This is a genomic window from Prevotella brunnea (genome assembly GCF_008016795.1).
GTDB lineage: Bacteria > Bacteroidota > Bacteroidia > Bacteroidales > Bacteroidaceae > Prevotella > Prevotella brunnea.
Genome location: NZ_SDIK01000056.1, coordinates 64,845 through 86,295 on the forward strand (window position 1 = coordinate 64,845; position 21,451 = coordinate 86,295).

At 51.0% G+C, this 21,451-nt stretch carries 23 protein-coding genes, 1 tRNA gene and 1 riboswitch; of the genes, 9 read left to right on the forward strand and 15 right to left on the reverse strand.

The window, feature by feature from the left end:
• Positions 1 to 5 precede the first annotated feature (5 nt).
• Both ETF27_RS07855 and ETF27_RS07860 read left to right on the forward strand, forming a co-directional pair.
• Positions 6 to 764 (forward strand): glycosyltransferase, encoded by a 759-nt coding sequence (locus tag ETF27_RS07855; protein ID WP_130829964.1) that lies wholly within the window; start codon positions 6 to 8, stop codon positions 762 to 764.
• A complete protein-coding gene (locus ETF27_RS07860; protein ID WP_147785675.1) occupies positions 757 to 1,416 on the forward strand; it encodes a lipid-A-disaccharide synthase N-terminal domain-containing protein in 660 nt (219 codons plus the stop codon). The genes ETF27_RS07855 and ETF27_RS07860 overlap by 8 nt, the downstream gene beginning before the upstream one ends.
• A gap of 186 nt (positions 1,417 to 1,602) precedes the next feature.
• Here the strand turns inward: ETF27_RS07860 and ETF27_RS07865 are convergent, their stop codons facing one another.
• From ETF27_RS07865 to ETF27_RS07890, 6 genes are all read right to left on the reverse strand, one after another.
• Positions 1,603 to 2,316: a Crp/Fnr family transcriptional regulator gene (locus tag ETF27_RS07865; protein ID WP_240048157.1), complete on the reverse strand. Its 714-nt coding sequence runs from the start codon at positions 2,314 to 2,316 to the stop codon at positions 1,603 to 1,605.
• Positions 2,274 to 3,296: an FAD:protein FMN transferase gene (locus ETF27_RS07870; protein WP_130829772.1), complete on the reverse strand. Its 1,023-nt coding sequence runs from the start codon at positions 3,294 to 3,296 to the stop codon at positions 2,274 to 2,276. Before ETF27_RS07870 ends, ETF27_RS07865 begins: the two co-directional genes overlap by 43 nt.
• Before the next feature lie 69 nt (positions 3,297 to 3,365).
• A complete protein-coding gene (locus tag ETF27_RS07875) occupies positions 3,366 to 4,067 on the reverse strand; it encodes a DUF6048 family protein (RefSeq protein ID WP_147785676.1) in 702 nt (233 codons plus the stop codon).
• Positions 4,021 to 4,515, reverse strand: coding sequence for a DUF6452 family protein (locus tag ETF27_RS07880; protein ID WP_240048158.1), 495 nt, complete (start codon positions 4,513 to 4,515; stop codon positions 4,021 to 4,023). The genes ETF27_RS07875 and ETF27_RS07880 overlap by 47 nt, the downstream gene beginning before the upstream one ends.
• Positions 4,512 to 5,486, reverse strand: a complete 975-nt coding sequence (locus ETF27_RS07885; protein ID WP_130829774.1) for a glycosyltransferase family 2 protein — start codon at positions 5,484 to 5,486, stop codon at positions 4,512 to 4,514. The genes ETF27_RS07880 and ETF27_RS07885 overlap by 4 nt, the downstream gene beginning before the upstream one ends.
• Before the next feature lie 6 nt (positions 5,487 to 5,492).
• The gene (locus ETF27_RS07890; protein ID WP_130829775.1) at positions 5,493 to 6,038 is read right to left on the reverse strand and encodes a DUF4199 domain-containing protein; all 546 of its coding nucleotides are present in this window, start codon (positions 6,036 to 6,038) and stop codon (positions 5,493 to 5,495) included.
• A gap of 258 nt (positions 6,039 to 6,296) precedes the next feature.
• Here ETF27_RS07890 and ETF27_RS07900 point away from each other — a divergent pair.
• Positions 6,297 to 6,370: transfer RNA gene (locus ETF27_RS07900), tRNA-Thr, on the forward strand.
• 493 nt (positions 6,371 to 6,863) lie between these two features.
• On the opposite strand, the gene ETF27_RS07905 is transcribed toward ETF27_RS07900, so the two are convergent.
• The 6 genes from ETF27_RS07905 to ETF27_RS07930 all read right to left on the reverse strand — a co-directional run bounded on the left by ETF27_RS07905 (position 6,864) and on the right by ETF27_RS07930 (position 13,603).
• On the reverse strand, positions 6,864 to 7,598 hold the full coding sequence (locus ETF27_RS07905; RefSeq protein WP_181951334.1) for a YczE/YyaS/YitT family protein: 735 nt from the start codon (positions 7,596 to 7,598) through the stop codon (positions 6,864 to 6,866).
• 205 nt (positions 7,599 to 7,803) lie between these two features.
• Entirely contained in the window at positions 7,804 to 8,514 is a 711-nt protein-coding gene (locus tag ETF27_RS07910; protein ID WP_147785677.1) for a hypothetical protein, read from the reverse strand.
• A gap of 27 nt (positions 8,515 to 8,541) precedes the next feature.
• Positions 8,542 to 9,642 (reverse strand): hypothetical protein, encoded by a 1,101-nt coding sequence (locus ETF27_RS07915; RefSeq protein WP_147785678.1) that lies wholly within the window; start codon positions 9,640 to 9,642, stop codon positions 8,542 to 8,544.
• A gap of 145 nt (positions 9,643 to 9,787) precedes the next feature.
• On the reverse strand, positions 9,788 to 10,411 hold the full coding sequence (locus ETF27_RS07920) for a DUF2284 domain-containing protein (RefSeq protein WP_147785679.1): 624 nt from the start codon (positions 10,409 to 10,411) through the stop codon (positions 9,788 to 9,790).
• Between the two features lie 42 nt (positions 10,412 to 10,453).
• A complete protein-coding gene (locus tag ETF27_RS07925; RefSeq protein WP_147785680.1) occupies positions 10,454 to 12,646 on the reverse strand; it encodes a tetratricopeptide repeat protein in 2,193 nt (730 codons plus the stop codon).
• Positions 12,647 to 12,709: 63 nt separating this feature from the next.
• Positions 12,710 to 13,603 carry an ABC transporter substrate-binding protein gene (locus tag ETF27_RS07930; RefSeq protein WP_147785681.1) on the reverse strand — a complete coding sequence of 298 codons (894 nt, stop codon included), beginning with the start codon at positions 13,601 to 13,603 and terminating at the stop codon, positions 12,710 to 12,712.
• A gap of 61 nt (positions 13,604 to 13,664) precedes the next feature.
• Here ETF27_RS07930 and radA point away from each other — a divergent pair, with 61 nt between their 5' ends.
• Entirely contained in the window at positions 13,665 to 15,044 is a 1,380-nt protein-coding gene (radA, locus tag ETF27_RS07935) for a DNA repair protein RadA (RefSeq protein WP_147785682.1), read from the forward strand.
• Positions 15,045 to 15,208: 164 nt separating this feature from the next.
• Here radA and ETF27_RS07940 read toward each other — a convergent pair whose 3' ends face one another.
• The gene (locus ETF27_RS07940; protein ID WP_147785683.1) at positions 15,209 to 15,505 is read right to left on the reverse strand and encodes a glutaredoxin; all 297 of its coding nucleotides are present in this window, start codon (positions 15,503 to 15,505) and stop codon (positions 15,209 to 15,211) included.
• An 89-nt stretch (positions 15,506 to 15,594) separates the two neighbouring features.
• A complete protein-coding gene (locus ETF27_RS07945; RefSeq protein WP_130829783.1) occupies positions 15,595 to 16,032 on the reverse strand; it encodes a GatB/YqeY domain-containing protein in 438 nt (145 codons plus the stop codon).
• Positions 16,033 to 16,648: 616 nt separating this feature from the next.
• Positions 16,649 to 16,829: riboswitch (cobalamin riboswitch) on the forward strand.
• Between the two features lie 181 nt (positions 16,830 to 17,010).
• Between ETF27_RS07945 and ETF27_RS07950 the strand changes: the two genes are divergently transcribed.
• Positions 17,011 to 17,685: a hypothetical protein gene (locus ETF27_RS07950; protein WP_147785684.1), complete on the forward strand. Its 675-nt coding sequence runs from the start codon at positions 17,011 to 17,013 to the stop codon at positions 17,683 to 17,685.
• A gap of 268 nt (positions 17,686 to 17,953) precedes the next feature.
• Positions 17,954 to 19,123, forward strand: a complete 1,170-nt coding sequence (locus tag ETF27_RS07955; RefSeq protein WP_193557209.1) for a sensor histidine kinase — start codon at positions 17,954 to 17,956, stop codon at positions 19,121 to 19,123.
• 269 nt (positions 19,124 to 19,392) lie between these two features.
• Here the strand turns inward: ETF27_RS07955 and ETF27_RS11180 are convergent, their stop codons facing one another.
• Positions 19,393 to 19,536, reverse strand: coding sequence for a hypothetical protein (locus ETF27_RS11180; protein WP_158635983.1), 144 nt, complete (start codon positions 19,534 to 19,536; stop codon positions 19,393 to 19,395).
• A gap of 112 nt (positions 19,537 to 19,648) precedes the next feature.
• On the opposite strand from ETF27_RS11180, the gene ETF27_RS07960 reads away from it, so the two are divergent.
• Genes ETF27_RS07960 through ETF27_RS07970 form a run of 3 tightly spaced genes read left to right on the forward strand, consistent with a single transcriptional unit; the run spans position 19,649 to position 21,400 of the window.
• A complete protein-coding gene (locus ETF27_RS07960; protein ID WP_130829786.1) occupies positions 19,649 to 20,167 on the forward strand; it encodes a YceD family protein in 519 nt (172 codons plus the stop codon).
• Positions 20,168 to 20,188: 21 nt separating this feature from the next.
• Positions 20,189 to 20,374, forward strand: a complete 186-nt coding sequence (gene rpmF / locus ETF27_RS07965; protein ID WP_021991536.1) for a 50S ribosomal protein L32 — start codon at positions 20,189 to 20,191, stop codon at positions 20,372 to 20,374.
• A gap of 6 nt (positions 20,375 to 20,380) precedes the next feature.
• A complete protein-coding gene (locus ETF27_RS07970; protein ID WP_130829787.1) occupies positions 20,381 to 21,400 on the forward strand; it encodes a beta-ketoacyl-ACP synthase III in 1,020 nt (339 codons plus the stop codon).
• The last annotated feature ends 51 nt before the right edge of the window (positions 21,401 to 21,451 follow it).

Consider the following 21,451-nt stretch of genomic DNA (forward strand, 5'->3'; position numbering starts at 1 on the left):
AAGAGATGAATACAAATCTGACATCGGAATACGAGCTGACCATCCTCGTGCCCGTGTTCAACGAAGAGAGCAACATAGAGAACTTGGAACGACGACTTGTCGCTTTCCTGCCACAATCGCTGCGCAAAGCCTGCGTCATGTTCATCGACGACGGCTCAAAGGACGACAGTCTGCCACGCATCAAGGCGGTGTGCGAGCGAAACAGTCACTTCTTCTTCCTCGCCTTGACGAAGAACAGCGGACTGAGTGCCGCCTTGAAAGCCGGAATCGACAACTGCCAATCGGCATACGTGGGATACATGGATGCCGACCTGCAAACGGCTCCGGAAGATTTTAACGTGCTCCTCCCCTTCATTGATGAGTTCGAACTCGTTACCGGCATACGTGCCAACCGCAAAGATACGTTCTTCAAGAAGTTTCAATCGCGCATTGCCAACGGTTTCCGCAACATGATGACCCACGATGGCGTACGGGACACAGGCTGTCCGCTGAAAGTGATGCACACCGACTATGCACGCCGCGTTCCTTTCTTCACGGGAATGCACCGCTTCCTGCCCGCACTCATTCTCCTGCAGAACGGAAGAGTGAAGCAAATGCCCGTGCGCCACTTCCCCCGCGTCAATGGGAAGTCGAAATATCACCTGCAAAACCGCCTCGTTCAACCGTTCTTCGACTGCTTTGCTTATCGCTGGATGAAAACGCGCTATATCAACTACAAGGTAGCAGAAAACAATTACATGAAACCAAACCGCGAAAATGGCTGACGGCATCCTCACACTCGCCATCGGCTTCTTGGCACAAACATTCTTCTCGGCACGCATCCTCGTACAGTGGATTCTATCGGAAAGGGCGCGCCACGTGCTCTCGCCCACCATCTTCTGGGTGCTGAGCCTCATGGGAGCCTATCTGCTCTGCATCTACGGATGGTTGCGCAACGACTTCGCCATCATTCTCGGACAGTTCATTTCCTATTATATCTATCTCTGGAACTTAAACCTCAAAGGAGTATGGAAACATCTACCCGGCATCGCCCGACTGGTCTTAACGGTTACGCCGTTGGTGGCAACAGGCTTTGTGGCAGAGAACGCCGGCGAGTTCGTGACACGCTTCCTAAACAATGGGGAAGTGAAACCGTGGCTGCTCGTTTTCGGTTCCGCGGGACAGGTGCTCTTTACACTGCGTTTCGTTTATCAGTGGATTTATTCCCACAACAAGAACGAATCGCGTCTCCCTGCAGGTTTTTGGGTCATTAGTCTCATCGGTTCAACGCTCATTCTCACCTATGGCATCATTCGATCCGATGCCGTGCTCATCGTCGGACAGCTTTTCGGCATCATCGCTTACACGCGCAATCTCTTCCTCATAGCCAACGAGAAGAGAGTGCGAGTTAATCACCCGTCATCCCAATCCCGATAACGAGCTTCACCCATTTCCATGAATACATAAAGGTTTGACAACCATTTCGCATCGATTCGCAACACATGACCAACCGGTGGAAAGCTCTGTCCCAACTGTTTGCAAATGGCGGGATATGCATTGTTAATTCGTGGGGAATGATGTGGGACAATGCGTGGAGAAATGGTAAAGATGTGTAGGAAGAGATTATGCTTGAACGAGTTTTTCAAGATGAGGAATAATGACCTTCGAGCGGTAAAGACGGATAAGATCGTGTGCATGGAGATCGTGAAGCATCCTTGAGGTGTTGAGACGGCTCTCGTTGATGGCGTTTGCAAGTTGCTGCATGGTGATGCAGAGTTCTTTCCTTCCTGCCGGTCTGTCACTTCGGTCGCTCACGAAGCGTGTGAATTTGTCGCGTGGCTGTTCTCCGGTTCTTCTCCATGGCATTCCTCCGGCTCGTTGTGTCCGAGTACACAGCAGATTGTAGTAGTTGAGCCGGAAAATAAAATGTTCGTCAAGCAGTTTCAGGAGTTCGCTTTTCTCAATGGAAAGCAGTCCGCAAGTTGTCTTTGTACGGAAACTCTTGGAATAATGTCGGCGCAGTCCAAACAATCGTTCGGGCTGTAGCACTGCCGGAGCCTTCATCTCCTCGGTCATCGTATAACTGTTGTCGTCCGCCCTCGTTTCCATGTTCAGTATTCCGTCCATGAGGAAATAAAGCTGTTCGCAGGGTTGGTTCTCGCTGACGACTGTTTTGCCTGCCCTCAGTTTTATGAACTCAAACTTCGTAGCTTCCACAATGTGCGTGAGATCATCCATGCCTATTCCGAGGAAGAGTGGCAATTCGAGCAGTTTGTCGTAGATTTGCAGCATGGCTATTCTTCCACGATTTTCTTTTCCAACTCCGGACTGTACCACACCTTTAGGTTTCCTTTCTTGTCGGTGTAGATGAAATATGCCATGAGTTCTTCGTGTTTCTCCAATACTTTTTTTGCTTTCTCCATTCCCATCACCATGAATGCCGTGGCGTATGCGTCAGCCGTGGCGCAATCCTTTGTCAGCACGGTTGCCGACAATAGCGAGTGCTGCACGGGGTATCCGCTCTTTGGGTCGATGGTGTGTGCGTATTTCTTTCCTCCTTTGTAGTAGAAGTTGCGATAGTTTCCGCTGGTTGCCATTGCCTTGTCGGTAACGTTGAGCACGGTCTGTATTTCCATGTTTGTGGCTGTGCTGTCATCGATGGGTCTGTTCACCCCGATTTTCCATGGCAGCCTGTTCTCACTGTTTCCACTGGTAACAATCTCGCCACCTATTTCTATCATGAAGTTGCTGATGTCGTTTTTTCTCAGCAATCGTGCCACGATGTCCGCCCCATAACCTTTGGCAATGGCGGAGCAGTCGAGCATGATGTTGGGTTGTTTTTTCCGGATTTGCTTTCCTTCGAGCCATACTTTTTGGTAGCCGATGTATTGTTTCAGGCTGTCTATCTTGCTTTGCGATGGGTTCACGCCTTGCTTAAAGCCGAAGCCCCAAAGGTTCACGAGTGGCATGACGGTGATGTCGAACGCTCCATCGGTTTCTTTTGCAATTTCCTCCGCTTTCCGAAACACCTCCACGAACATCTCGTCGGGGGTAACAGGCTGATTGTTGTTGATTTTCGATATGACCGATTGCGGGTTAAAGGTGGAGAGCGAGTTGTCCACCTTTTTCAGTTCTGCCTCTATTTCTTGCTGCAAGTCTTTGTCGCTTTGGTAGGTAATGTGGTAGATTGTTCCAAAGACAAATCCCTCATTGTGCTGGTAGGGCATCGCCCTTTGTTGTTTTACGATGAAGATGGTGGCAATGATGAGTGCCGTTAGGAAAGGCAGTTGCCAAAGAAGTTTTTTGTTTTTGTTCATGACCGAATTACAGAATAGCCGTAGGGACCGAAGTAGTTTCGTTTCCCTTTCCGGCTGTGTGATGATGTGTTAGAATTCGAGTAGGATGTGGAAGGTGGCTGCCAATCGGGTGGAACCATCTTTGCCGAAGCCGGGTACGTACCATGGTGCGCCCATCTCTCCTTGTTTATTGGTGATGCGTGTCCGATACCTCACCGACCATCCCATCCTGAGCGGTCCGGCAATGGCTGCGTCGAGTCTTCCCACTATTTCTGCCCAAAGCATGGAACAGCTTTCGTCGTTGGCGGCATATTCGGTGTGTCCTCCCCATACGGGGTCGGTAACGCCCGGACTGCTAATATCGTATTTGAAGGAAGTGTATGCCACGCGTGCTCCGACGAGCAGTCGGTAGGAATCGTGCTTGTTGCGCAGCACATTGTAGTCGCATCCCACTCTTGCGTAAGGTGCTGCTGTCTTGTAGCGTATGTTCGTGGCATCGCTCAGTTTGTCGGCTTGTCCGTATCCCACTTCTATGGTGGGGAAGTAGCAATCCTTGAGGTTCAGTATCAGGCATGCCTCATATTGTCCGTAGTCGGCAATGAGGCGTTGTCCCATGCCGATGAGGTCGGTTCCCACGGCAAATCCCCGGAAGAGCGGTATGGAGTCGGGAGTCGTTTTTGCCACCACTTTTCGTTTTGTTCCGCCCTTTTGTGCTTGTGCCGGGAGAGGCAGCAGTGCGAGCAGACTACCGAGTGCTATTAAAATAGATGTAAAAATGCTCTTTCGTTTCATTGTTGTCTATGTTGGGGTCGCGGATGACGATGGAGTCGATGCGATGGCGTGTGTGTTTCATCTCCGTAACGGTGTGGAAGAAGGTTGGCGGACAGTCTATTCCCTCGAATTGCTTTTGATTGGTTTTGCTCATGGTTATGGTGTCGCGCCTCTCTGTTCCCGTTGTGTCGGTGTATAGGAAGAGCAGTTGGTCGGCATCGTTGTTGTAGCTTACGGGCAGAAAGAAGTGGTCTGCTCCGATGAGCCGGTTGAGCATCACGGCATCGCCGCTGTCGGGTCTGAGTGTGATGATGGTGAGTGTGTCCCTGAGTGTGTCGCCTTTCATGGCGTATCGTGCGTAAACGTTGTTGCTCAGCGGACAATCCACTTCCGAGCAGGCAGCGAGTAGCAAAGTTGTTGCCATCAGTGCGAGCAAGGCGTGTCGAGTGTTTCCTCCGGATGGTCTCATTTCGCGTTATCTTTCTCGATGTTGATTTCTTCTTCCACCTGATATTCGTTTCTTCCCGCGCTGTTGCGACTGATGAGGTCGCCAAGGAAGCCTGCAAGGAAGAGTTGCGTTCCCAAGAGCATGGCGGTGAGTGCGATGAAGAACGAGGCGTGGTCGGCAAGCAAGTCGCCATAGATGCCTGTTGCGAGATTGATGATTTTCTCCACGGCGAGCCACACGAGCGCAAGGAAGCCGATGAAGAAGACTGCGCTGCCAAGGAGTCCGAAGACGTGCATGGGTTTCTTTCCAAAGTTAGTCAGAAACCAGAGTGTGATGAGGTCGAGATAACCATTGAAGAAGCGGTTGATGCCAAACTTTGTCTTCCCGTATTTCCGTGCCTGATGGTGCACCACCTTTTCGCCTATTTTTGCGAATCCCGCCTCTTTGGCAAGGTAAGGGATGTAGCGGTGCATCTCGCCATATACCTCGATGTTCTTCACCACTTCTTTTCTGTACGCTTTCAGTCCGCAGTTGAAGTCGTGCAGGTTCTTCACGCCGCTGATGGCGCGTGCGGTGGCGTTAAAGAGTTTCGTGGGTATGGTTTTCGAGAGTGGGTCGTAGCGTTTCTTCTTGTATCCGCTCACGAGGTCGTAGCCGTCCTCCTTTATCATGCGGAACAGTCCCGGTATCTCGTCGGGCGAGTCCTGCAGGTCGGCATCCATGGTGATGACCACATCGCCTTTTGCTGCCTTGAAGCCACTGTAGAGTGCCGGCGACTTGCCGTAGTTTCTTCGGAACTTGATGGCTCCCACGTGCTCATCTTCTGCTGCAATTTGGCGTATCACCTCCCAGCTGTTGTCGGTGGAGCCGTCGTTCACGAATATGATTTCGTAGCTGAGGTGATTGGCTCTCATCACCCTGCCAATCCACTTATGCAGTTCCGGCAGACTCTCGTCTTCGTTGTAGAGTGGTACGATCACAGATATATCCATAGTTTTTCAATTGTATAGTTTTCTTGGTTTCACTTTGCGTGCAAAGATGGCGGCGACAATGAGGCTGATGACCACTCCCGACAGCAGTTCCCACACAACGCCGTTCACCACCAGCGAGTAAGGTTCCAAGGCTTCGGGCAGTGCTTTGAGGAAGGTGTCGCTCCTGATGTTCATTTCTTTCAGCGTTGCCTCGAACTCCGGTGTGGAGCAGAAGGCGGTTACCATGCGCAACATTCGTCCCCGGTCGAGGAATGTCATGTATGCCCATTGTGCTAGACTGAAGAGCCATGTGGCGTTGAAGAACATTCGCATGGAGTAGAAAAATCCGTCGCGGTAGCTGATGATTCCGTCGCGTGCCACATCGCGGAACAGCTTCAGTCGGTAGCCGGCGAAGAAAGGTGTAACGAGGATGAGCACCGAGCTGAAATCGCCCAGCATGGGGAGCCACGTTTGCGCGAGGAAACAAGCGAAACTTGCTGCCCAAACAATGGCGAGATAGATGCCGTCGTACCACGCGAAAGCACGCAGTTGTCGTAATTCCATGTAATTCATGCTGCAAAAGTACTCAAATAAAATAATATAAATAGGTAAAAGGGGCGCATTTTAATACTTTTTTGTTAAAAACGAAAAAAAACGATACAATACTTGTTCTATATCAATTCTTTTTGTTATCTTTGCACTCGCTTTCCCGAAACGGAAAGTACCGACATGGGCAAGTCTCTTACGGCCAGCTCCCTTTGAATCCCCCAGGATGGGAACATAGCAAGGGCAGAAGGTTGTAGCGGCGCGATAAGAATCGCTTGCCCACCCGCCTCTTTAGCTCAGTTGGCCAGAGCACGTGATTTGTAATCTCGGGGTCGTTGGTTCGAATCCGACAAGAGGCTCTCAACATATAAATTCCACTTTAATCTAAATGAAAAAGGACTGCCCTTGTGGGTCGTCCTTTTTCGCTTTTTTGGCTTTTCCCCAAGTTGCGAAGCCGGCTTACAGCAATTTTGGAGCTTCGCCCCATGCTTTTCCGGTTTGGGTTTGTCGGCAGGGCGGACAAGAATTTTGCGTTGTTGCAGAGTGTGGTGCAAAGCAAAAATATTGACATCTGTAACCTCTTGATTTTCAGAAACATAACAATGGCTTTTCAAAAGCTTACCTTTTGCTCTCCAAAAGCTTACCTTTTATCGTCCAAAAGCTTAGCTTTTGAAACGCAAAAGGTGAGCTTTTGAAATTGAAAGCTGAAAATCTGTGCAGGCAAGGGGGCTTATCCATGCAAAAAGGGGAAAGCCGGACGGAAAGAACGGTGGATTAATGATGGGAAGACGGCTGACCAAAAAGAGGGAAAGGAAGCAGGCACTGACTTAAAAAAAAAGTCGTGGCAACTGCCTACCGGGACACGCGGCTGCGCTGTGGCGCGAGCCTTTCGGATTGAGGAATGAAGATTGTATCGAGCCATTCGATATGGGGAGCGAAGAAACGCACCATATATCCCACGTAGAACATAGAGAAGAGGGTGCCGAAGCCAACGAGCTTCCAGTCCCAATGTCCCATGAAGACGTACATGAAGAGGACGCCAAGACCGACCAGACCGGTATCGGAACATATCTTCACCTTGCCGAAATCCTGATGAAGAAACTTGGCAATGGCAAGTGGAAAGCCTTCGCCGGCAAGCATGAGCGAATCGCAACGCACCTCGCAGGCTATGCCGAAAGCCAGCAATGCGCCACCAATGAGCAGTTCGGCGAAGCGAAGGGAATAGCCGGTGAGGGGGTTGATGTCGAAGGGAACTTGCAGAAAACCGGTCAGCCACATGGTGAGGTCGGTGTAAAACCCAAAGAGCAGGCTGACGAGGATTTGCGTGAATTGCAGTTTGTCGAATTCCTTTCGCAAGAGCACAATCTGCGACAGGATGAAGAAGACGTGCATGATGATGGTGAGCTGTCCCATGGTGAGCGGCATTCCCGGCACCAGCGACAGCACGTAAGGCGGGGCGGAGATGGGCGATGAACCTAAGTTTGCCCTGATGGATAAGGAGGTTCCGAATGCTATGATAAAGAGGATGAAGACGAAACTGACGTAACGTCGTGTCCATTCCAGATTGCTTCTTTTTGCTCTTGCCATGTCTGTTGTTTGAAATCGGGCACAAAGTTAGGACTTTTTTGGCTGAAAGCGCAAGGGAAAGGTTTTATTTTTGTTAAACTCCAATCTGCCATCACAGTCATGTTTTCATCCTTTCATTGTGAAATTGCAGTCTGATGATAGATTTGGACTGAAGGAGGCAGGCGCGCACCGGTGGGAGTTTGCGGAGAAATCGCTCCCCCGCTCTTCAGCCATTTGAAAATTCCTCATGAGCAAGGTTCATCTCGTTCATGAGGGTTTCAAAGTTGTCGGAGTTGAGTGCTGCCGCACGGAATATCATCTCTAAGTTGTCGGTTTTCGGAACGAAAGGTTCCGTGTGGAGCAATGCCGTCATTCCGCCAATCATCAGGCGATAGATGGAGGCTTGTCGGAAGTGTCGCGCCCCCGCGGGTCCGGCAGTCAGCCCGGTGGCATAGGCGTGCATCTGCACACGCACCATGGAACGAATGGCGAGAGCCACCGGAACTTTGGCTTCGTCGGTATCGAAAGGTGCGCAGCCGGCAAAGAAGTCGGCGACGGATTGTCCGTGTCCGCCCAGCATTGCCGCGAGTTGGCGGCGATATTCCTCCACCACCGTGTCGTAAACCGGCTTTGAACCGCAGGCATAGCGCAAGAGAATCTTCGGCGACGTGCTGTCGGAGAAGTGGCGACGGCGCATGTCTTCGGCCACGGTCTCTGCATCGCTGAAGTTGAGCCGTGCAAGGATGGGGAACAAGACGGAAAGGAAAACCGCCGACAGCTCTTCGTAGTTGTCGGCAGCAATCTGTTTGTATGCAGTCGGCTGAATGTCTTTTCGCTCCGGAAACCGGGCATCAATCTGTCCCGAGAAGTAGGCATTGAAGAATCCTCTCGTCAATGCTGCCGCCACTCTCCGGCTGCTGATGTGTGTCGTTCTCATTTCGTGTGTCAATGTTGGTTTGTGGTTTCACCTGTGTCCGCCGAAGTTGCCGTTTTTCTTGGGCTGCGTCCGGTTGGGTTGCGGTGTCGCAACGCGTGTCGTCGATGTGCCGGTCGAGTTGCTTACGCTCTGTGTTTTCTGCGTGGTGATGGTGCGGTCGCGCCCCGCTCCGAAGCTGCGTCGATTGGTGGTTGTGTTGATGGGGCGCGTTGTGCCGGACTTCGGTTGCGGAGTTACCGCCGGACGGTTCACGTTACCATTGCGCGAGCCTCCGAACCTACCGTTGGCATTGCCCGGTTGCACGTTGGGACGTGGTCCGACGGGCGTCGTGTTGGTGTTGTTGTTTCGGTTTCGGTTGCCGAAGGAGAAACCCTTGTTCGTGTTGCTGTTTCGGTTTTGGTTGCCAAACTTTGCTCCGTTGTTGTTGAACGAGTCTCGCTTTTGGTTTCCAAAGGTGGCTCTGCCCGCGTTGTTGCCGTTCTTCGGGGTCTTCGCCACGCCGTTGTAGCCATTGTTTCCTCTGTATCCGCTGCGGTTGGTTACGATGGGACGCCCCGTTCGTTCACCGAACCTGCCGGCATAGTAGCTCTTCCTTAGTCGGTTGCGTCCGCCTCGATAACTGGAATAATAGGTCGGGCGTGCACGATAGTAATAGCGCGGATTGCCATAATGACGATATACGCCGAAAGAATAGGCATTGTTGTACCAATAGACGGGGCGATAGAAATAGTCGAGGCTCACGAAGTAGTTGTATTGGCTGGCGTTGAGCACGTAGAAGATGTCGGTGTTGCGACGTGTCCAATAGTTTCCGTAGATGGAACGTTCGCCACGCATGGAGAGCAGGTAATCGAGATTTATCTCATAGATGGCATTGAACTGCGCATCGGACAAGCCCAACTCATACGCCATCTTGTCCGACAGGAACCATGCCTGGCGACGTGCATCGTCGTAGCTCATTCCGCTTCGGCTGTAAGCCACGCTATAACCGTCGTCGTAGGAAGTGCCATAGGTCGAACCGGAGGTGTAAACCGGTGCGGAGGCTCCTCCTTCGAGATACATTGTTCCGCATGACGCGAGTGATAAGGTAGTGATGATTGCCGTGGTGATAAGTAGATTTTGACGTTTCATGACTGTATGTGTTTAGAGGGTTCAACTTCCGTTTTCTGATTGTATATCGCAAAGATAGCGGGAATTTACCATCCGCGCAAGGGAGTAAGCCTAATCGTGAGGGGGATTTCCCTAAAATCACGGGAAAAGGCAGTCGGGGGCACACTCATTCCAGTCGCAAGGTAGCATCGTTGGTCAGCAGTGCCGTAACCAACGTGATGTATTCGGGAAGCCTGTCCTTACCTCCCCATTTCAAATCGATGCCGAGCAGCTGACTCGTAGTTTTGCCCAGGTTGAAGCCCACCGCCTCCAACGATACGCGAACATCGTGAGGATGGCGACAGGGCTTGGCGTCTTGCCGGGCGCAGGGTTGGCTTCCACACAGCAGACAGCGCGATCCGAGGAAGCAGAGGCTGCCCGGCGATAGTCGTTCGTACTTCCGAAGGTAAGCCGAAGCTTTGGTAAGGGCATACTTCATGGCGTCGTCGCACACCTGTTTCACGCCCTCCTGAGTGATGGTGGTGCGCAGAGTATCGGCCGTGAAAGTCATTTTGGAGCCAAGGATGTGGGCGTACTTGAATTGTCCCACGTATGCTTTCACATCGAACTCGCAGGGTGGGCACGTCCATTGTTTTCCGAAACGCGGGCATTGCTTACAAAGCGATAGAAACCGGTCAATCTCGCGATAGCCTTCGGCGTATTCTTCCACCGCAATTTCCGTAACAACATGCTCAAGAGTGAAGCCTTTTCCCCCGGCTTTGCCCGGTGTGGTGATGTTCCTGATGTTCATTTTCAATATTGTTGTTTGTTGTTCTTCCGTGACTGTATGCTTTCAGGCTTGCCACCGCGGGTCGAATGGGTCGGGATGGTTGGTCAAATCGCGCATCATTGCCAAGTCGGTGGATGAAAAGTCATAGCGTCTGAGCATGAACCAATCGTCGGAGAACTGTCGCATGATGTCCCCTTCCCGACTGATATTGCGCCATTTCCGGAAGAGTTCCAGTGCATCGGTGGGGTTTCCGCCTATCCATTCTGCATAACCGGCGTTGAGATAGTCGTCGGGGGTGGGACCATCGGCCATCAGTTCCGCGTAAAGCCGCTTCGCCTTATCAGGGCTTTTCGTGCAAAGCAATGCCCAAGCCAAATGTCGCTTCACCTTATTATTGTCCGGGTGCTTATAGTTCAGTTCATAGAGCCTACGCAACGCATCGTCATATCGCTGTGTCTTCAGCAGACAGAAACAGGAATTGATGGCAAAGCTCACGGCTTCGGGATATAAATCGGCAAGTCTTCCAAAGGCTTCCGCAGCCCTTTCGTACATCGCCAGTTCCATGTAGCAGTCGGCAAGGCACTTCAATGCCCAGCCTTCGTCCGACACTTGCTCGCGCGCTTTCATCAAGTAGCCCCCATCCTCTTTCCGCTTGTGAAGTTTCACCTGCACAAAAGCCTGCAAAACGTTGTATGTCAGCTTATCGGAGTGAAACGTAGAGAGTAGTTTTTCCACGTCTTCATATCGTTTTTTCATATAGAGCAGTTGTGCCATCGTGAGTTTTTGTTCCTCCCAATCCCTGCCTTCGAAGCTCAAGTTGTCGTAGATGAGCCATCGTCCCTTGGGCAAATCCGCGAAAGGGTCGGCAATATCGTGTTGCGATGCCTGTTTTATTTTGAAAAAACGATAGAGGTCTTGCAGATAGCCACCGAGAAGATGGTTTCCGTCTGCCGTTGTTTGCTCATCGGAGTTAAATCCCATCGCATCGGACGACAGCATGGCTTCCATCATGTCGGGCGAGGCTTTGTCGAGCATCATCGACAAGGAGAGCGCCAACGAGTATTTGTCCGACTCACAGAAGTTGCTCCGCTCGCGCACCAATCTCAGCAGTTGTTCGCCGTGGGGCTTCGCTTTCACGGTTTTCAGTGCGGGATGTTCTTCCGAGAAGGGGGTAAACCAGTTTGAGAGGTCGTTGAAAAAGGGATAATGTTTCAGCTGCCGAAATCCGCAGAAATAGATGTCGGCTCCTTTCTTCTGCATATCCATCATCCTTTGAATGTTTTCCTCGAGTATTTCCATCTTCTCCTCATCGGCGTTGGGATTCATGATGTTCTCCAAGGGGTCGGCTTCCGACTCCGAAAGGCCAAAGTTCTTCATGTCGATGGGAGCATTTTTAATCAGGTTGGGCATGATGTCGCGTTGTATTTTCTCTCCATCCCGCTCCGCTTCCCTACAGTTGAGCAACCGCAGTTGAAGGTCGGTCAGCTCGGCGATGAGGTCGGGTTGTGCCATGATGGGTTCCAAGGCTTTCTGTTTCTCATCGGCGTAGAACGGAAGGTCGTTGGCGACGAGTGTCCAGCCCACCAAAGCGCGTTTTCCTACCCCCTCGTCGTTCGCGTGGAGACAGGTATGGACGAGCGTTCGGTATTTGCCCATGTCGAAAAGGTTGAGGGATGAGAGTGTTACGGCTGCCACCATGACCTGCTGATCGAGCGCGTCTATGGTGGGAGTGGTGAGCAGGTCGGAATAGAAATCTTCGTCCGACTTGTTCCATTGTGGCGACACCAAAAGGGCGCAAAACAAGCGATTGAGAAACTGCTGATGCCGCGTGTGAAGTTCGTCTGCCTTCTGTTGTCTTACGGTGCCTGCTTCCAGCGACAGCATTGCCACGTCGGAGACGAATCCTTCGAGTATGGTTCTCAGGAAATCGGGGCTCATGTTGAGCCGATTGGCTGTGCGATGGGCTTCAATGAAGGTGGGAAGGTTGCCACATTGCCAACTGAGCAACAAGTCGGCTGCCACCTTGTACAGACGTTTCACGAGCGATTGATAGAATTGTTTGCGTTGTGGGTCGGCGAAGCCTCTCAGAAAGAAGTTGCCCATGAGCTGAAAATCGTGCAGAATGTCCTGAAACTCGTCATGACCGACGAGCGATGGTTTTGCGTCATAGATGCTCCTGACGAGCGCGAGGGCATTTCCCAAATTGCAATTGCGGAGCGATGCCCCGACTTCGGAAAGTTTTTTTTCTACGTTCACTGTGCTTGTTGTGTTAAGGGGTGGTGAGCCGGTTGCATGATCAATGTTGGAGTGTCGGACTTTTCAGGGTCGTTGTGCTTTCAGGATGTCTGCAGGACGTGGACTGACGATGCGTTTAAATGTTGTTTTCGGCAGAGCATCAACCACTTTTGCGTTTACTTTCATGTATTTCTCGATGAGTGCTCCATAGTATTTCACACCTTTTTTGTTTATCAGTTCCACAGCCTTGTCGTATGCTTGTTGAAAGGCTTCCTGTTTGGCGATATCCGATTCTCCCACGAGGGCTATGACGCCGGGCACGAAGGCTTCATCGGAAGAATCGTAGAGCAACCTGTCGCCTCGCAGTCGGGCTTGAGTGGATTGTGGTTCGGTGAGCCATGCGGCATCCAACAAGTTGTTTTCCAGCATTTTTTGCCTTGTTATGACGTTGTTGATTTGCACTTTGTACACGGCATACTTTGGTTTTCCGAGTTTGATTACTCTTGCGGTGAGGTAATCGGTGATGGAGAAACGCGTCATGGCGACATACTTATCGGCGAGGTCGGATGGTTTCTTCACTTCCGATTGCTTATTTGCCATGAGCTGCCACACGGCGTTGGTCTCCGTGAGGTAAATCAGCGGCACGTGCCGCCGGCGTTTCAGTCTTTCGCCGCGTATCAGGTCGGTAACGGAAGCTTGCACGCTGCCTCCTGCCATCGCCGTGTCGCAATCCATCTGTGAGGTAAAGGCGAGCAGCCGAACATCTACTTTAGTTGTATCGTATAACAAACTGTCTTTCAACAGATAAATGGGAAGACAATCCAACGTTGGCAATACTGCCACCTTGAATGCTTCCCGATAGGCTTGTTGCTGTCTGAGGTTGTGCTGTCGCCGGTCGATTGCCTTTTCTTTCTCCGACTTTCCGCATGCCGCGATGAGGAAGAGGAGTGCGACAGCCCAAAGATAGTATCGTTTCATATCCTGCAAAAGTAAACATAAATTTTGTAACAAGGAAAAATATTCTTACTTTTGTCGCATCATGGCAAAGGACAAGATTGCTTACGTCTGCGAGAACTGCGGACAGGAGAGTACGAAATGGATTGGAAAATGTCCGAGTTGCGGACAATGGAACACGTTTAGGGAGATACGCATTGCCGGCGATGCGGGGCGAAATGCCATCAACGGGTTGGGCAATGCTTTTGCGCCGAATGGCAAGACATGTGGAGCGCAAAAGCTTTCGAGCGTGTCTTACACTGCGGAGAAGCGCATCGACCTGACCGACCCTGAGCTGAACCGAGTCTTGGGGGGCGGTTTGGTGCCCGGAAGCATGGTGCTGCTTGGTGGCGAGCCGGGCATTGGCAAGAGTACGCTCACGCTGCAAACCGTGTTGCGCACCAATCGCCGCGTGCTCTATGTCAGTGGCGAGGAGAGTCCGCAGCAAATCAAGATGCGTGCGGAGCGTATTGCCGGCAACATCCCCGACTCTGTGCTCATCCTGTCGGAGACTTCGCTCGAGAAAATCATCGACAGCATCAGACAAACGCAGCCGGAGCTGTTGGTCATCGATTCCATACAGACCATTGCCACGGAGACGGTGGCAAGCAGTGCGGGAAGCATCAGTCAGATACGCGAGTGTGCTGCCCTCTTGCTGCAGCTGGCAAAATCGGTCAATCTTCCCGTGTTGCTCATCGGACATATTAATAAGGAAGGGTCGATAGCCGGTCCGAAGGTGTTGGAGCACATCGTGGACACCGTCATACAGTTCGAGGGCGACCGACATCATCTCTATCGCATCCTGCGAAGCATCAAGAACCGATTTGGTTCCACTTCCGAACTGGGCATCTATGAGATGCGGCAGGACGGACTGCGACCGGTGGAAAATCCGTCGGAGCTGCTTCTCACCGAAGCGCGCCGCGACTTGTCGGGCATTGCCGTGTCAAGTGCCATCGAGGGGATGCGCCCCTTTCTTGTGGAGACGCAGGCTTTGGTTTCCACGGCTGCCTACGGCACGCCCCAACGCTCGGCAACGGGGTTCGACCAACGCCGTCTGAACATGTTGCTTGCCGTATTGGAAAAACGGGTGGGCTTCAAATTGGCTCAGAAAGACGTGTTTCTCAACATTGCCGGCGGACTGCGCATCACCGACACGGCAATGGACTTGAGCGTCATAGCCGCCGTGTTGTCCTCGAATGTCGATACACCCATCGATGCAAGTTGGTGCATGGCGGGCGAGGTGGGGCTGAGTGGCGAGGTGCGCCCCGTGAATCGCATGGAACAACGCATAGCCGAAGCCGGAAAATTGGGCTTCGGGCACATCATCATTCCCGCAAACAACGCCTCGGGACTTCCCTCCGACAAGACCATAGCTCTCCACCCCGTTGCGAAAGTGGAGGAAGCTCTGCGCCTGCTCTTTGGTTGAACATCGCAAAGCCATGCCGGCATGTCGGCATGGCTCTTTCGCGACTTACCTCATAAAATCTCGTGGCGGTCGATACGCCGAAACCTGCCAACGTCTGCGCACGCGCCATGTTGCCACGACAAGGCAAACGCGGGGCGTAAGTCAAGACGCGGGGAAGCAATTCGTCAGCAACCGCTGCCGTCCAAACCGCACGATGCGCCTTCCTCGGGCATGGGTTCCAATCCCACTTCGACAGATTGCAACGTTACGCTGCCGTCCTCCCGCACGTAACAGGGGATGCCCACGTCGCCCGCTTTCCTCGCTTCGGCGAAAGCCGGGTGAGCGTCGCGCAGTCGCAAAAACTCCTTTAGGTTTCTCACGTGTGCACCAATGTCCACAATCTCGAAATTCGCGTTGCCCTCCACTTGTTTCTCCACGTGGGAGCAGTGCGGACAAGTCGGCATGACATACATCTTTATCATTTTCTTTTCCTTTCTTTTTTTATTCTTCGGACAAGCGATGGTTCGGTTTTCGCCAAAGTCTTTCCTTTCCTCCCCTGCCCTTTTGTTTCCTAATTGAGCAATCCGCGCACAATGCCCGCCAACGTCTTGCCGTCCGCCATGGGGAGTTGTGCCTTCACCTCTTTTATGATAATTCCCATGTTTGCCTCGGGACGTGCCTCAATGACCGATTTTGCGCAAGCCGTGAGCTCCTCCTCCGTGGGCACGGCAGGCAGAAACCCGCTGATGATGTCGAGTTCCTTGCGTTCCTTCTCTGCCAGTTCCGGTCGGTTCGCCTTGTTGTATTGTGCAATGGCATCTTGGCGTTGCGCCACCATTTTCTTCAGAATGGCGAACTCCTTTTCTTCGTCCATCTCTTTTCCTGCCCCCTCTTTGGAAGTGTTATACTTGAGAAACTCCGTCTTGATTAGTCGGAGCACGTCTCTCTTGTCATTTTCATGAGCTTTCATCGCATTGCGAATCAACTCGTCAATCTGTGCGTGAATCATATCTTTTTTGTTATATATATATGGTTTATAATTTCCATTTGTCCCTTCCGTCCACTTTTCGGAAGCATCATGAAAGATATAGCAATATCTGTACCAATCATTCGCGTGGCGGAATTATGACAAAACCATCGAAAGCATCCACCGGTCGGCAACACGTATGCAGGCATTGAACAGGCGTTGCAAAACATTTCACAACCCTTTTTTCTTCCATTGCAACGCTTGGAAGAGAGTTTGCCAAACCATTTCGCGACACAATGACGAAGTGGAAACGAGAGGAAAAAATTTTACACATTAAAGGAAATTATGAGGATTGCAAGCCATTGAAACACAAGTGTTTAGAAACTATGTTCCAAAAGCTCACCTTTTGCAATGCGAAAGCTCACCTTTTGTTCTCCATTTGCTCACCTTTTACCACCCAAAAGCTCAGCCTTCAAGTTTCGGCAGGATATATTCTTTTACAAAATCCGTGTGCGCAGGCAGGTTTTCGCCCGTGGTTCAAAAGCGAGAAACACCCTTTTTTTGTGTTTTAGTGATGCCCGGCGATGAAACGCTTGTAACAAATACACACTTTTTTCATTTTTTTTCTGTTTTCTCTTTGTGGTTCAAAAAATATTCTTACCTTTGCAACGAATTTGGTTCGCGACAGCGATTAAAAGGGAATTGGGTGTGAATCCCAAACAGTCCGGCTGCTGTGAGTTGTCTTTGTGGGCACAAACCATAACCACTGAACAAGGTTCGGGAAGGGGTTTGTGAGCAGACAACAAAGTCAGAAGACCTGCCTTATTTCATTCCGCTTCACGAAAAGCCTCCGGGGTTAGGCTGAGAAGTTAGAAATCAACATACATCAATACCCATAACGAAAATGGCAGGTTGCCGTTGTTCGTTGATATTGCTTGTGTGGATTGTCCTTTCGCGACAAAGAACGCACCCAACGATCTTGGGAGGGGCAGCCGAACACAAGAATGAAAAAAACGAAGCATGAAGCCTATATATAATGGTATGAACCAAAGACCACATCTGTTTTTGCCAACGATGCTGCGCATCGGCGGATGGATTGTCCTCGCGACGAAAGCAACGGCAGAGAGCCGACTTGCCCCCTTCAGCAAACAAGAAGTGGGAAGCGGGAAATCATCGGCCGAAGATGGCGCGCTCACCACACGGCTGAAGAACAACACCGGGAAATTCGGATTCACAACCAACAACACGCACAACCAAGTGGCACTCGCCACCTTATATTATAGCAAGGATTCCAATACTTTTTCAACCACAAAAAAACTCGGAGAGGCGGACGTAACCAACAACGCCTTTGAAATTACCACTACTGAACCCCTCGCACTAGTTGAGGGAAACAACCTCTTCCGGTTGGCTTGCGACACAGAAGAGAACGTTGCCGACGGACAAAAAATCGACGCCACGCTGACGCTCGTTCAGCTCAGCGATGGCGTCCATGCCGCGGAAACGGAAGAAAACCCGGAGGGCTGCCGCACGATGAAGACCATCATCGTGGCAAGCGTAAACCTTGAGAACGGAAACACCATCGTGAAGAATGTTACCCAAGGCAGCAAGGTGAGCCTTTACACCACATCAGAAGTATTAGTAAATAAGTATATTGTAGATGTTAATCATGCTGTACAATTTCCGTGTACAGCGTAAGGTATTTTCATATCGAAGATTGATTCAGGAAAAAAGAATTATGAGTAAAAGTATTGTTGTGAAATAATACAAATCTTTAATTCCTCTTTTCAACAAAAGCCGGGCATCGCGATGACGCCCGGCTTTTTCCGTTTCATGTTCGCACAGGCAACGCTCCCTGCTTTGCGGACGATGTTTTCTCCACACGACACATTCCCAGCCCCGGCGCGTATAATAATCCCGCCTGTCTTGCAATAAATCGGGATGCCGCTCGTTATCAATGAGAATTATGCAGTGGACAGATCACATACGACGCATCAAGATCGGGCTGGTGGTGATGGCAATTGTCATCGCGGTGGCATCATTGGCGGCATCGAGTTTGCTCACGAAGGACTTGGCACAACAAGAGCGCAGCCGGATGGAGGTATGGGCGGAGGCAATGCGCGCGCTTAGTCAGGCAGACGAGAACACCGACTTGGCATTGGTGCTGAAGGTGCTCAATGAAAACAACACCATCCCGGTCATCGTCCTCGACAACCGCAATCGCGTAACCGACTTCAGGAATGTCCGCCTCAAGGCAGAGAGTAAGGCCGACAGCATGCGTCAGGTGTCCGCCCTGGCACAACAGTACATGGAGGCACGGCAATTCATAAAGATTCCATTGTCGGCGGGACGGCGCGACGTCATAGTAGTTTGCTATGACGAGTCGATGATATTGAAGCGTTTGGCGATTTATCCTTATGTGCAATTGGGCATGGTCGTCGTGTTTGTCGTCTTGGCCATTTTCGCCCTCCTGACCCTCAAGCGTTCCGAGCAGAACAAGATTTGGGTGGGATTGAGCAAGGAGACTGCCCACCAATTGGGCACCCCCATCTCGTCGTTGATGGCATGGACCACCATTTTGCGAGAGACCTATCCCCACGATGCACTTCTTCCGGAGATGGACAAGGACGTGAAGCGTTTGCAACTCATTGCCGACCGCTTTTCAAAAATCGGCTCCAAGCCCGAGCCCGTGCCCTCGTCGCTCAACAATGTGCTCGAACATGTGGTGGATTACATGGACAAGCGCACCTCGAAGCACGTCAGAATCGCTTTGGAAGTTCCCAATCATGAAATTATCGTCAAGATGAACGCCTCCCTCTTCGAGTGGGTGATTGAAAATCTCTGCAAGAATGCCGTCGATGCCATGAAAGGAGAAGCCGGCACCATCACCTTGCACGTTGAGGAAACCGCCGGCGAAGTCAGCGTGGAGGTCAGCGATACGGGCAAGGGAATCAGAAAGAAAGATGTAGGCAACGTCTTCCGACCGGGCTTTACCACAAAACATCGCGGATGGGGCTTGGGACTCAGTCTTGCCAAACGCATCGTAGAAGAATATCACCATGGGAAAATCTACGTGAAGTCGTCGGCTCCGGGGCGCGGAACCACTTTCCGGATAGAACTGAAAAAACGACAATAACCCTTTCCTCCATTGCTTTTCCCACCCCGATTTTGTTCCGTGGAAAACAGGGTTCTTCGGTCTTCGCTCCACCCCTCACAACCCGATAATGTCCGCATAATTTCCATTCCATCGGCACAAAGCTAACCTTTTGCTTTCCGAAAGCTAACCTTTTGCATTGCAAAAGCTCATGTATTGAAGTGCAAAAGCTAAGCTTTTAAATTACCATTCACATCGTCCTGATTATCAAGAGATTACGAATCGCTGTTTTTGTCATGTTTTTTCAATGGTCAGATGGCGTGTTCCGCATCAACAATTCGTTTGCCACCACCTGAATGAGCATGGGGCGACACGGGGAAACATGTCCGCTCGGTCGTGCAGGAAAACACGTCAAATCCCACGATTCGATGCAACTTTGCATGAGGTTTCACCAAATTTATTTGGGACACCACTGCGCACAATTGGCACGACATTGATGTTTTTTGCGATTTTCTATCTACAATTTTCTAAAAATCAGAAAAATATTCGTAACTTTGCAACCCGATTATGGACTTTGAAACCCTTAAAATCGATTTGAAAGGTCTGAACATTGGCTTGAACAGCTTTGAGTTCACCCTGGATAACGCTTACTTTAAGGAAGTTAAGGCTTCCGAGGTGAGTGAGGGTTCTGTGCGTGTTTCGCTCGATATTGTTCGTACCAAGGATGATTTCTTCACATTGGATTTTCGCGAAAAAGGTACGGTGATTGTTCCCTGCGACCTTTGTCTCGACCCGATGGAACAACCCATCGAGACCGAACAGCACCTCGAAGCCAAATTTGGAAACGTGAACTCAGAAGATGGCGACCGTGTTATTGTGGCCGAGAACGAAGGAATACTCGATGTAACATGGTACATCTACGAATTTATGGTACTCGCAATCCCTATCAAGCATGTGCATGCACCTGGAAAATGCAACCCTGCCATGATACGAACTCTGAACGAGCATTCTGCCGCCCGAAGCGGTGAGGGCACCGGGACAACCATTGATCCGCGCTGGGAAGCACTATTAAAGTTAAAAGAATAATTATTAAAAGATTTAAGCATTATGGCACATCCTAAAAGAAGACAGTCAAAGACCCGTACACTCAAGAGAAGAACTCACGACAAGGCAGTGGCTCCCACACTCGCCGTTTGCCCCAATTGTGGTGCGTACTACGTTTATCACACTGTTTGCCCCACCTGCGGTTACTATCGCGGCAAGGTGGCCATCGTAAAGGAAACAGCTGAATAACAGCGGATGGAGAAGATAAACGCAATCATCACCGGTATCGGCGGATACGTGCCCGATTATGTGCTCGACAACGAAGAACTGTCGCGCATGGTCGATACCAGCGATGAATGGATCATGGCCCGCGTGGGCATAAAAGAACGCCATATATTAACGGAAGAAGGCTTGGGAACAAGCTATATGGCACGCAAAGCAGCCAAAGAACTGTTGCAAAAAACCGGAGCAGACCCGGACAGCATCGATGCGCTTATCGTTACCACCACCACTCCCGACTATAAATTCCCCTCTACCTCATCCATCGTGATAGGCAAGTTGGGATTGCGCAACGCCTTCGGCTTTGACTTCTCGGCCGCCTGCTGTGGTTTCCTTTATTCCACAGACGTGGCAGCATCGATGATTCAGAGCGGACGCTATAAGCGAATTATCGTTATCGGAGCCGACAAGATGTCGTCGATGGTTGATTACACCGACCGCCAGACTTGTGTGCTCTTCGGCGACGGTGCGGGAGCGGTCCTGATGGAAGCGACCAACGAAGAGAATATAGGCATCAGAAACTCGTTTCTGCGCACCGACGGAAAGGGCTTGCCCTTCCTTCACATGAAAGCCGGCGGCTCAGTCTGTCCACCCTCGCGCTTCACCGTGGACCATCACTTGCACTATCTTTACCAAGAAGGCAGAACAGTCTTCCGCTACGCGGTAAAGAGCATGAGCGACGACGTGGCAGAAATCATGCGGAAGAACAATCTCTCCGCCGATGCCATCGATTGGGTGGTGCCCCACGAAGCCAACCTGCGCATCATCGAAGCTGTTGCCAAACGCGCCGAGTTGCCACTTGAGAAGGTGCTCATCAACATCGAACACTATGGCAACACCAGTGCAGCAACCATCCCCCTCGCACTTTGGGATTACGAATCGAAACTGCGGAAAGGCGACAACGTCATCTTCACAGCCTTCGGAGCAGGATTTGTTCACGGCGCATCCTATCTGAAATGGGCTTACGACGGAACTTCGGAGGTGGCAAAGAAATAAGCTCTGAACGATATAAAAAAAACGTCTCAACGCATCTTTCTTTTCCAATAA

Excerpts from the sequence above, each read along its gene's own strand:
- ETF27_RS07855 (WP_130829964.1), top strand. The coding sequence starts at position 6 with ATGAATACAAATCTGACATCGGAATACGAGCTGACCATCCTCGTGCCC.
- ETF27_RS07860 (WP_147785675.1), top strand. The coding sequence starts at position 757 with ATGGCTGACGGCATCCTCACACTCGCCATCGGCTTCTTGGCACAAACA.
- ETF27_RS07870 (WP_130829772.1), bottom strand. The coding sequence starts at position 3,296 with ATGAACAAAAACAAAAAACTTCTTTGGCAACTGCCTTTCCTAACGGCA.
- ETF27_RS07875 (WP_147785676.1), bottom strand. The coding sequence starts at position 4,067 with ATGAAACGAAAGAGCATTTTTACATCTATTTTAATAGCACTCGGTAGT.
- ETF27_RS07880 (WP_240048158.1), bottom strand. The coding sequence starts at position 4,515 with ATGAGACCATCCGGAGGAAACACTCGACACGCCTTGCTCGCACTGATG.
- ETF27_RS07885 (WP_130829774.1), bottom strand. The coding sequence starts at position 5,486 with ATGGATATATCTGTGATCGTACCACTCTACAACGAAGACGAGAGTCTG.
- ETF27_RS07890 (WP_130829775.1), bottom strand. The coding sequence starts at position 6,038 with ATGAATTACATGGAATTACGACAACTGCGTGCTTTCGCGTGGTACGAC.
- ETF27_RS07905 (WP_181951334.1), bottom strand. The coding sequence starts at position 7,598 with ATGGCAAGAGCAAAAAGAAGCAATCTGGAATGGACACGACGTTACGTC.
- ETF27_RS07910 (WP_147785677.1), bottom strand. The coding sequence starts at position 8,514 with ATGAGAACGACACACATCAGCAGCCGGAGAGTGGCGGCAGCATTGACG.
- ETF27_RS07915 (WP_147785678.1), bottom strand. The coding sequence starts at position 9,642 with ATGAAACGTCAAAATCTACTTATCACCACGGCAATCATCACTACCTTA.
- ETF27_RS07920 (WP_147785679.1), bottom strand. The coding sequence starts at position 10,411 with ATGAACATCAGGAACATCACCACACCGGGCAAAGCCGGGGGAAAAGGC.
- ETF27_RS07930 (WP_147785681.1), bottom strand. The coding sequence starts at position 13,603 with ATGAAACGATACTATCTTTGGGCTGTCGCACTCCTCTTCCTCATCGCG.
- radA (WP_147785682.1), top strand. The coding sequence starts at position 13,665 with ATGGCAAAGGACAAGATTGCTTACGTCTGCGAGAACTGCGGACAGGAG.
- ETF27_RS07940 (WP_147785683.1), bottom strand. The coding sequence starts at position 15,505 with ATGATAAAGATGTATGTCATGCCGACTTGTCCGCACTGCTCCCACGTG.
- ETF27_RS07945 (WP_130829783.1), bottom strand. The coding sequence starts at position 16,032 with ATGATTCACGCACAGATTGACGAGTTGATTCGCAATGCGATGAAAGCT.
- ETF27_RS07950 (WP_147785684.1), top strand. The coding sequence starts at position 17,011 with ATGAAGCCTATATATAATGGTATGAACCAAAGACCACATCTGTTTTTG.
- ETF27_RS07955 (WP_193557209.1), top strand. The coding sequence starts at position 17,954 with ATGCAGTGGACAGATCACATACGACGCATCAAGATCGGGCTGGTGGTG.
- ETF27_RS07960 (WP_130829786.1), top strand. The coding sequence starts at position 19,649 with ATGGACTTTGAAACCCTTAAAATCGATTTGAAAGGTCTGAACATTGGC.
- rpmF (WP_021991536.1), top strand. The coding sequence starts at position 20,189 with ATGGCACATCCTAAAAGAAGACAGTCAAAGACCCGTACACTCAAGAGA.
- ETF27_RS07970 (WP_130829787.1), top strand. The coding sequence starts at position 20,381 with ATGGAGAAGATAAACGCAATCATCACCGGTATCGGCGGATACGTGCCC.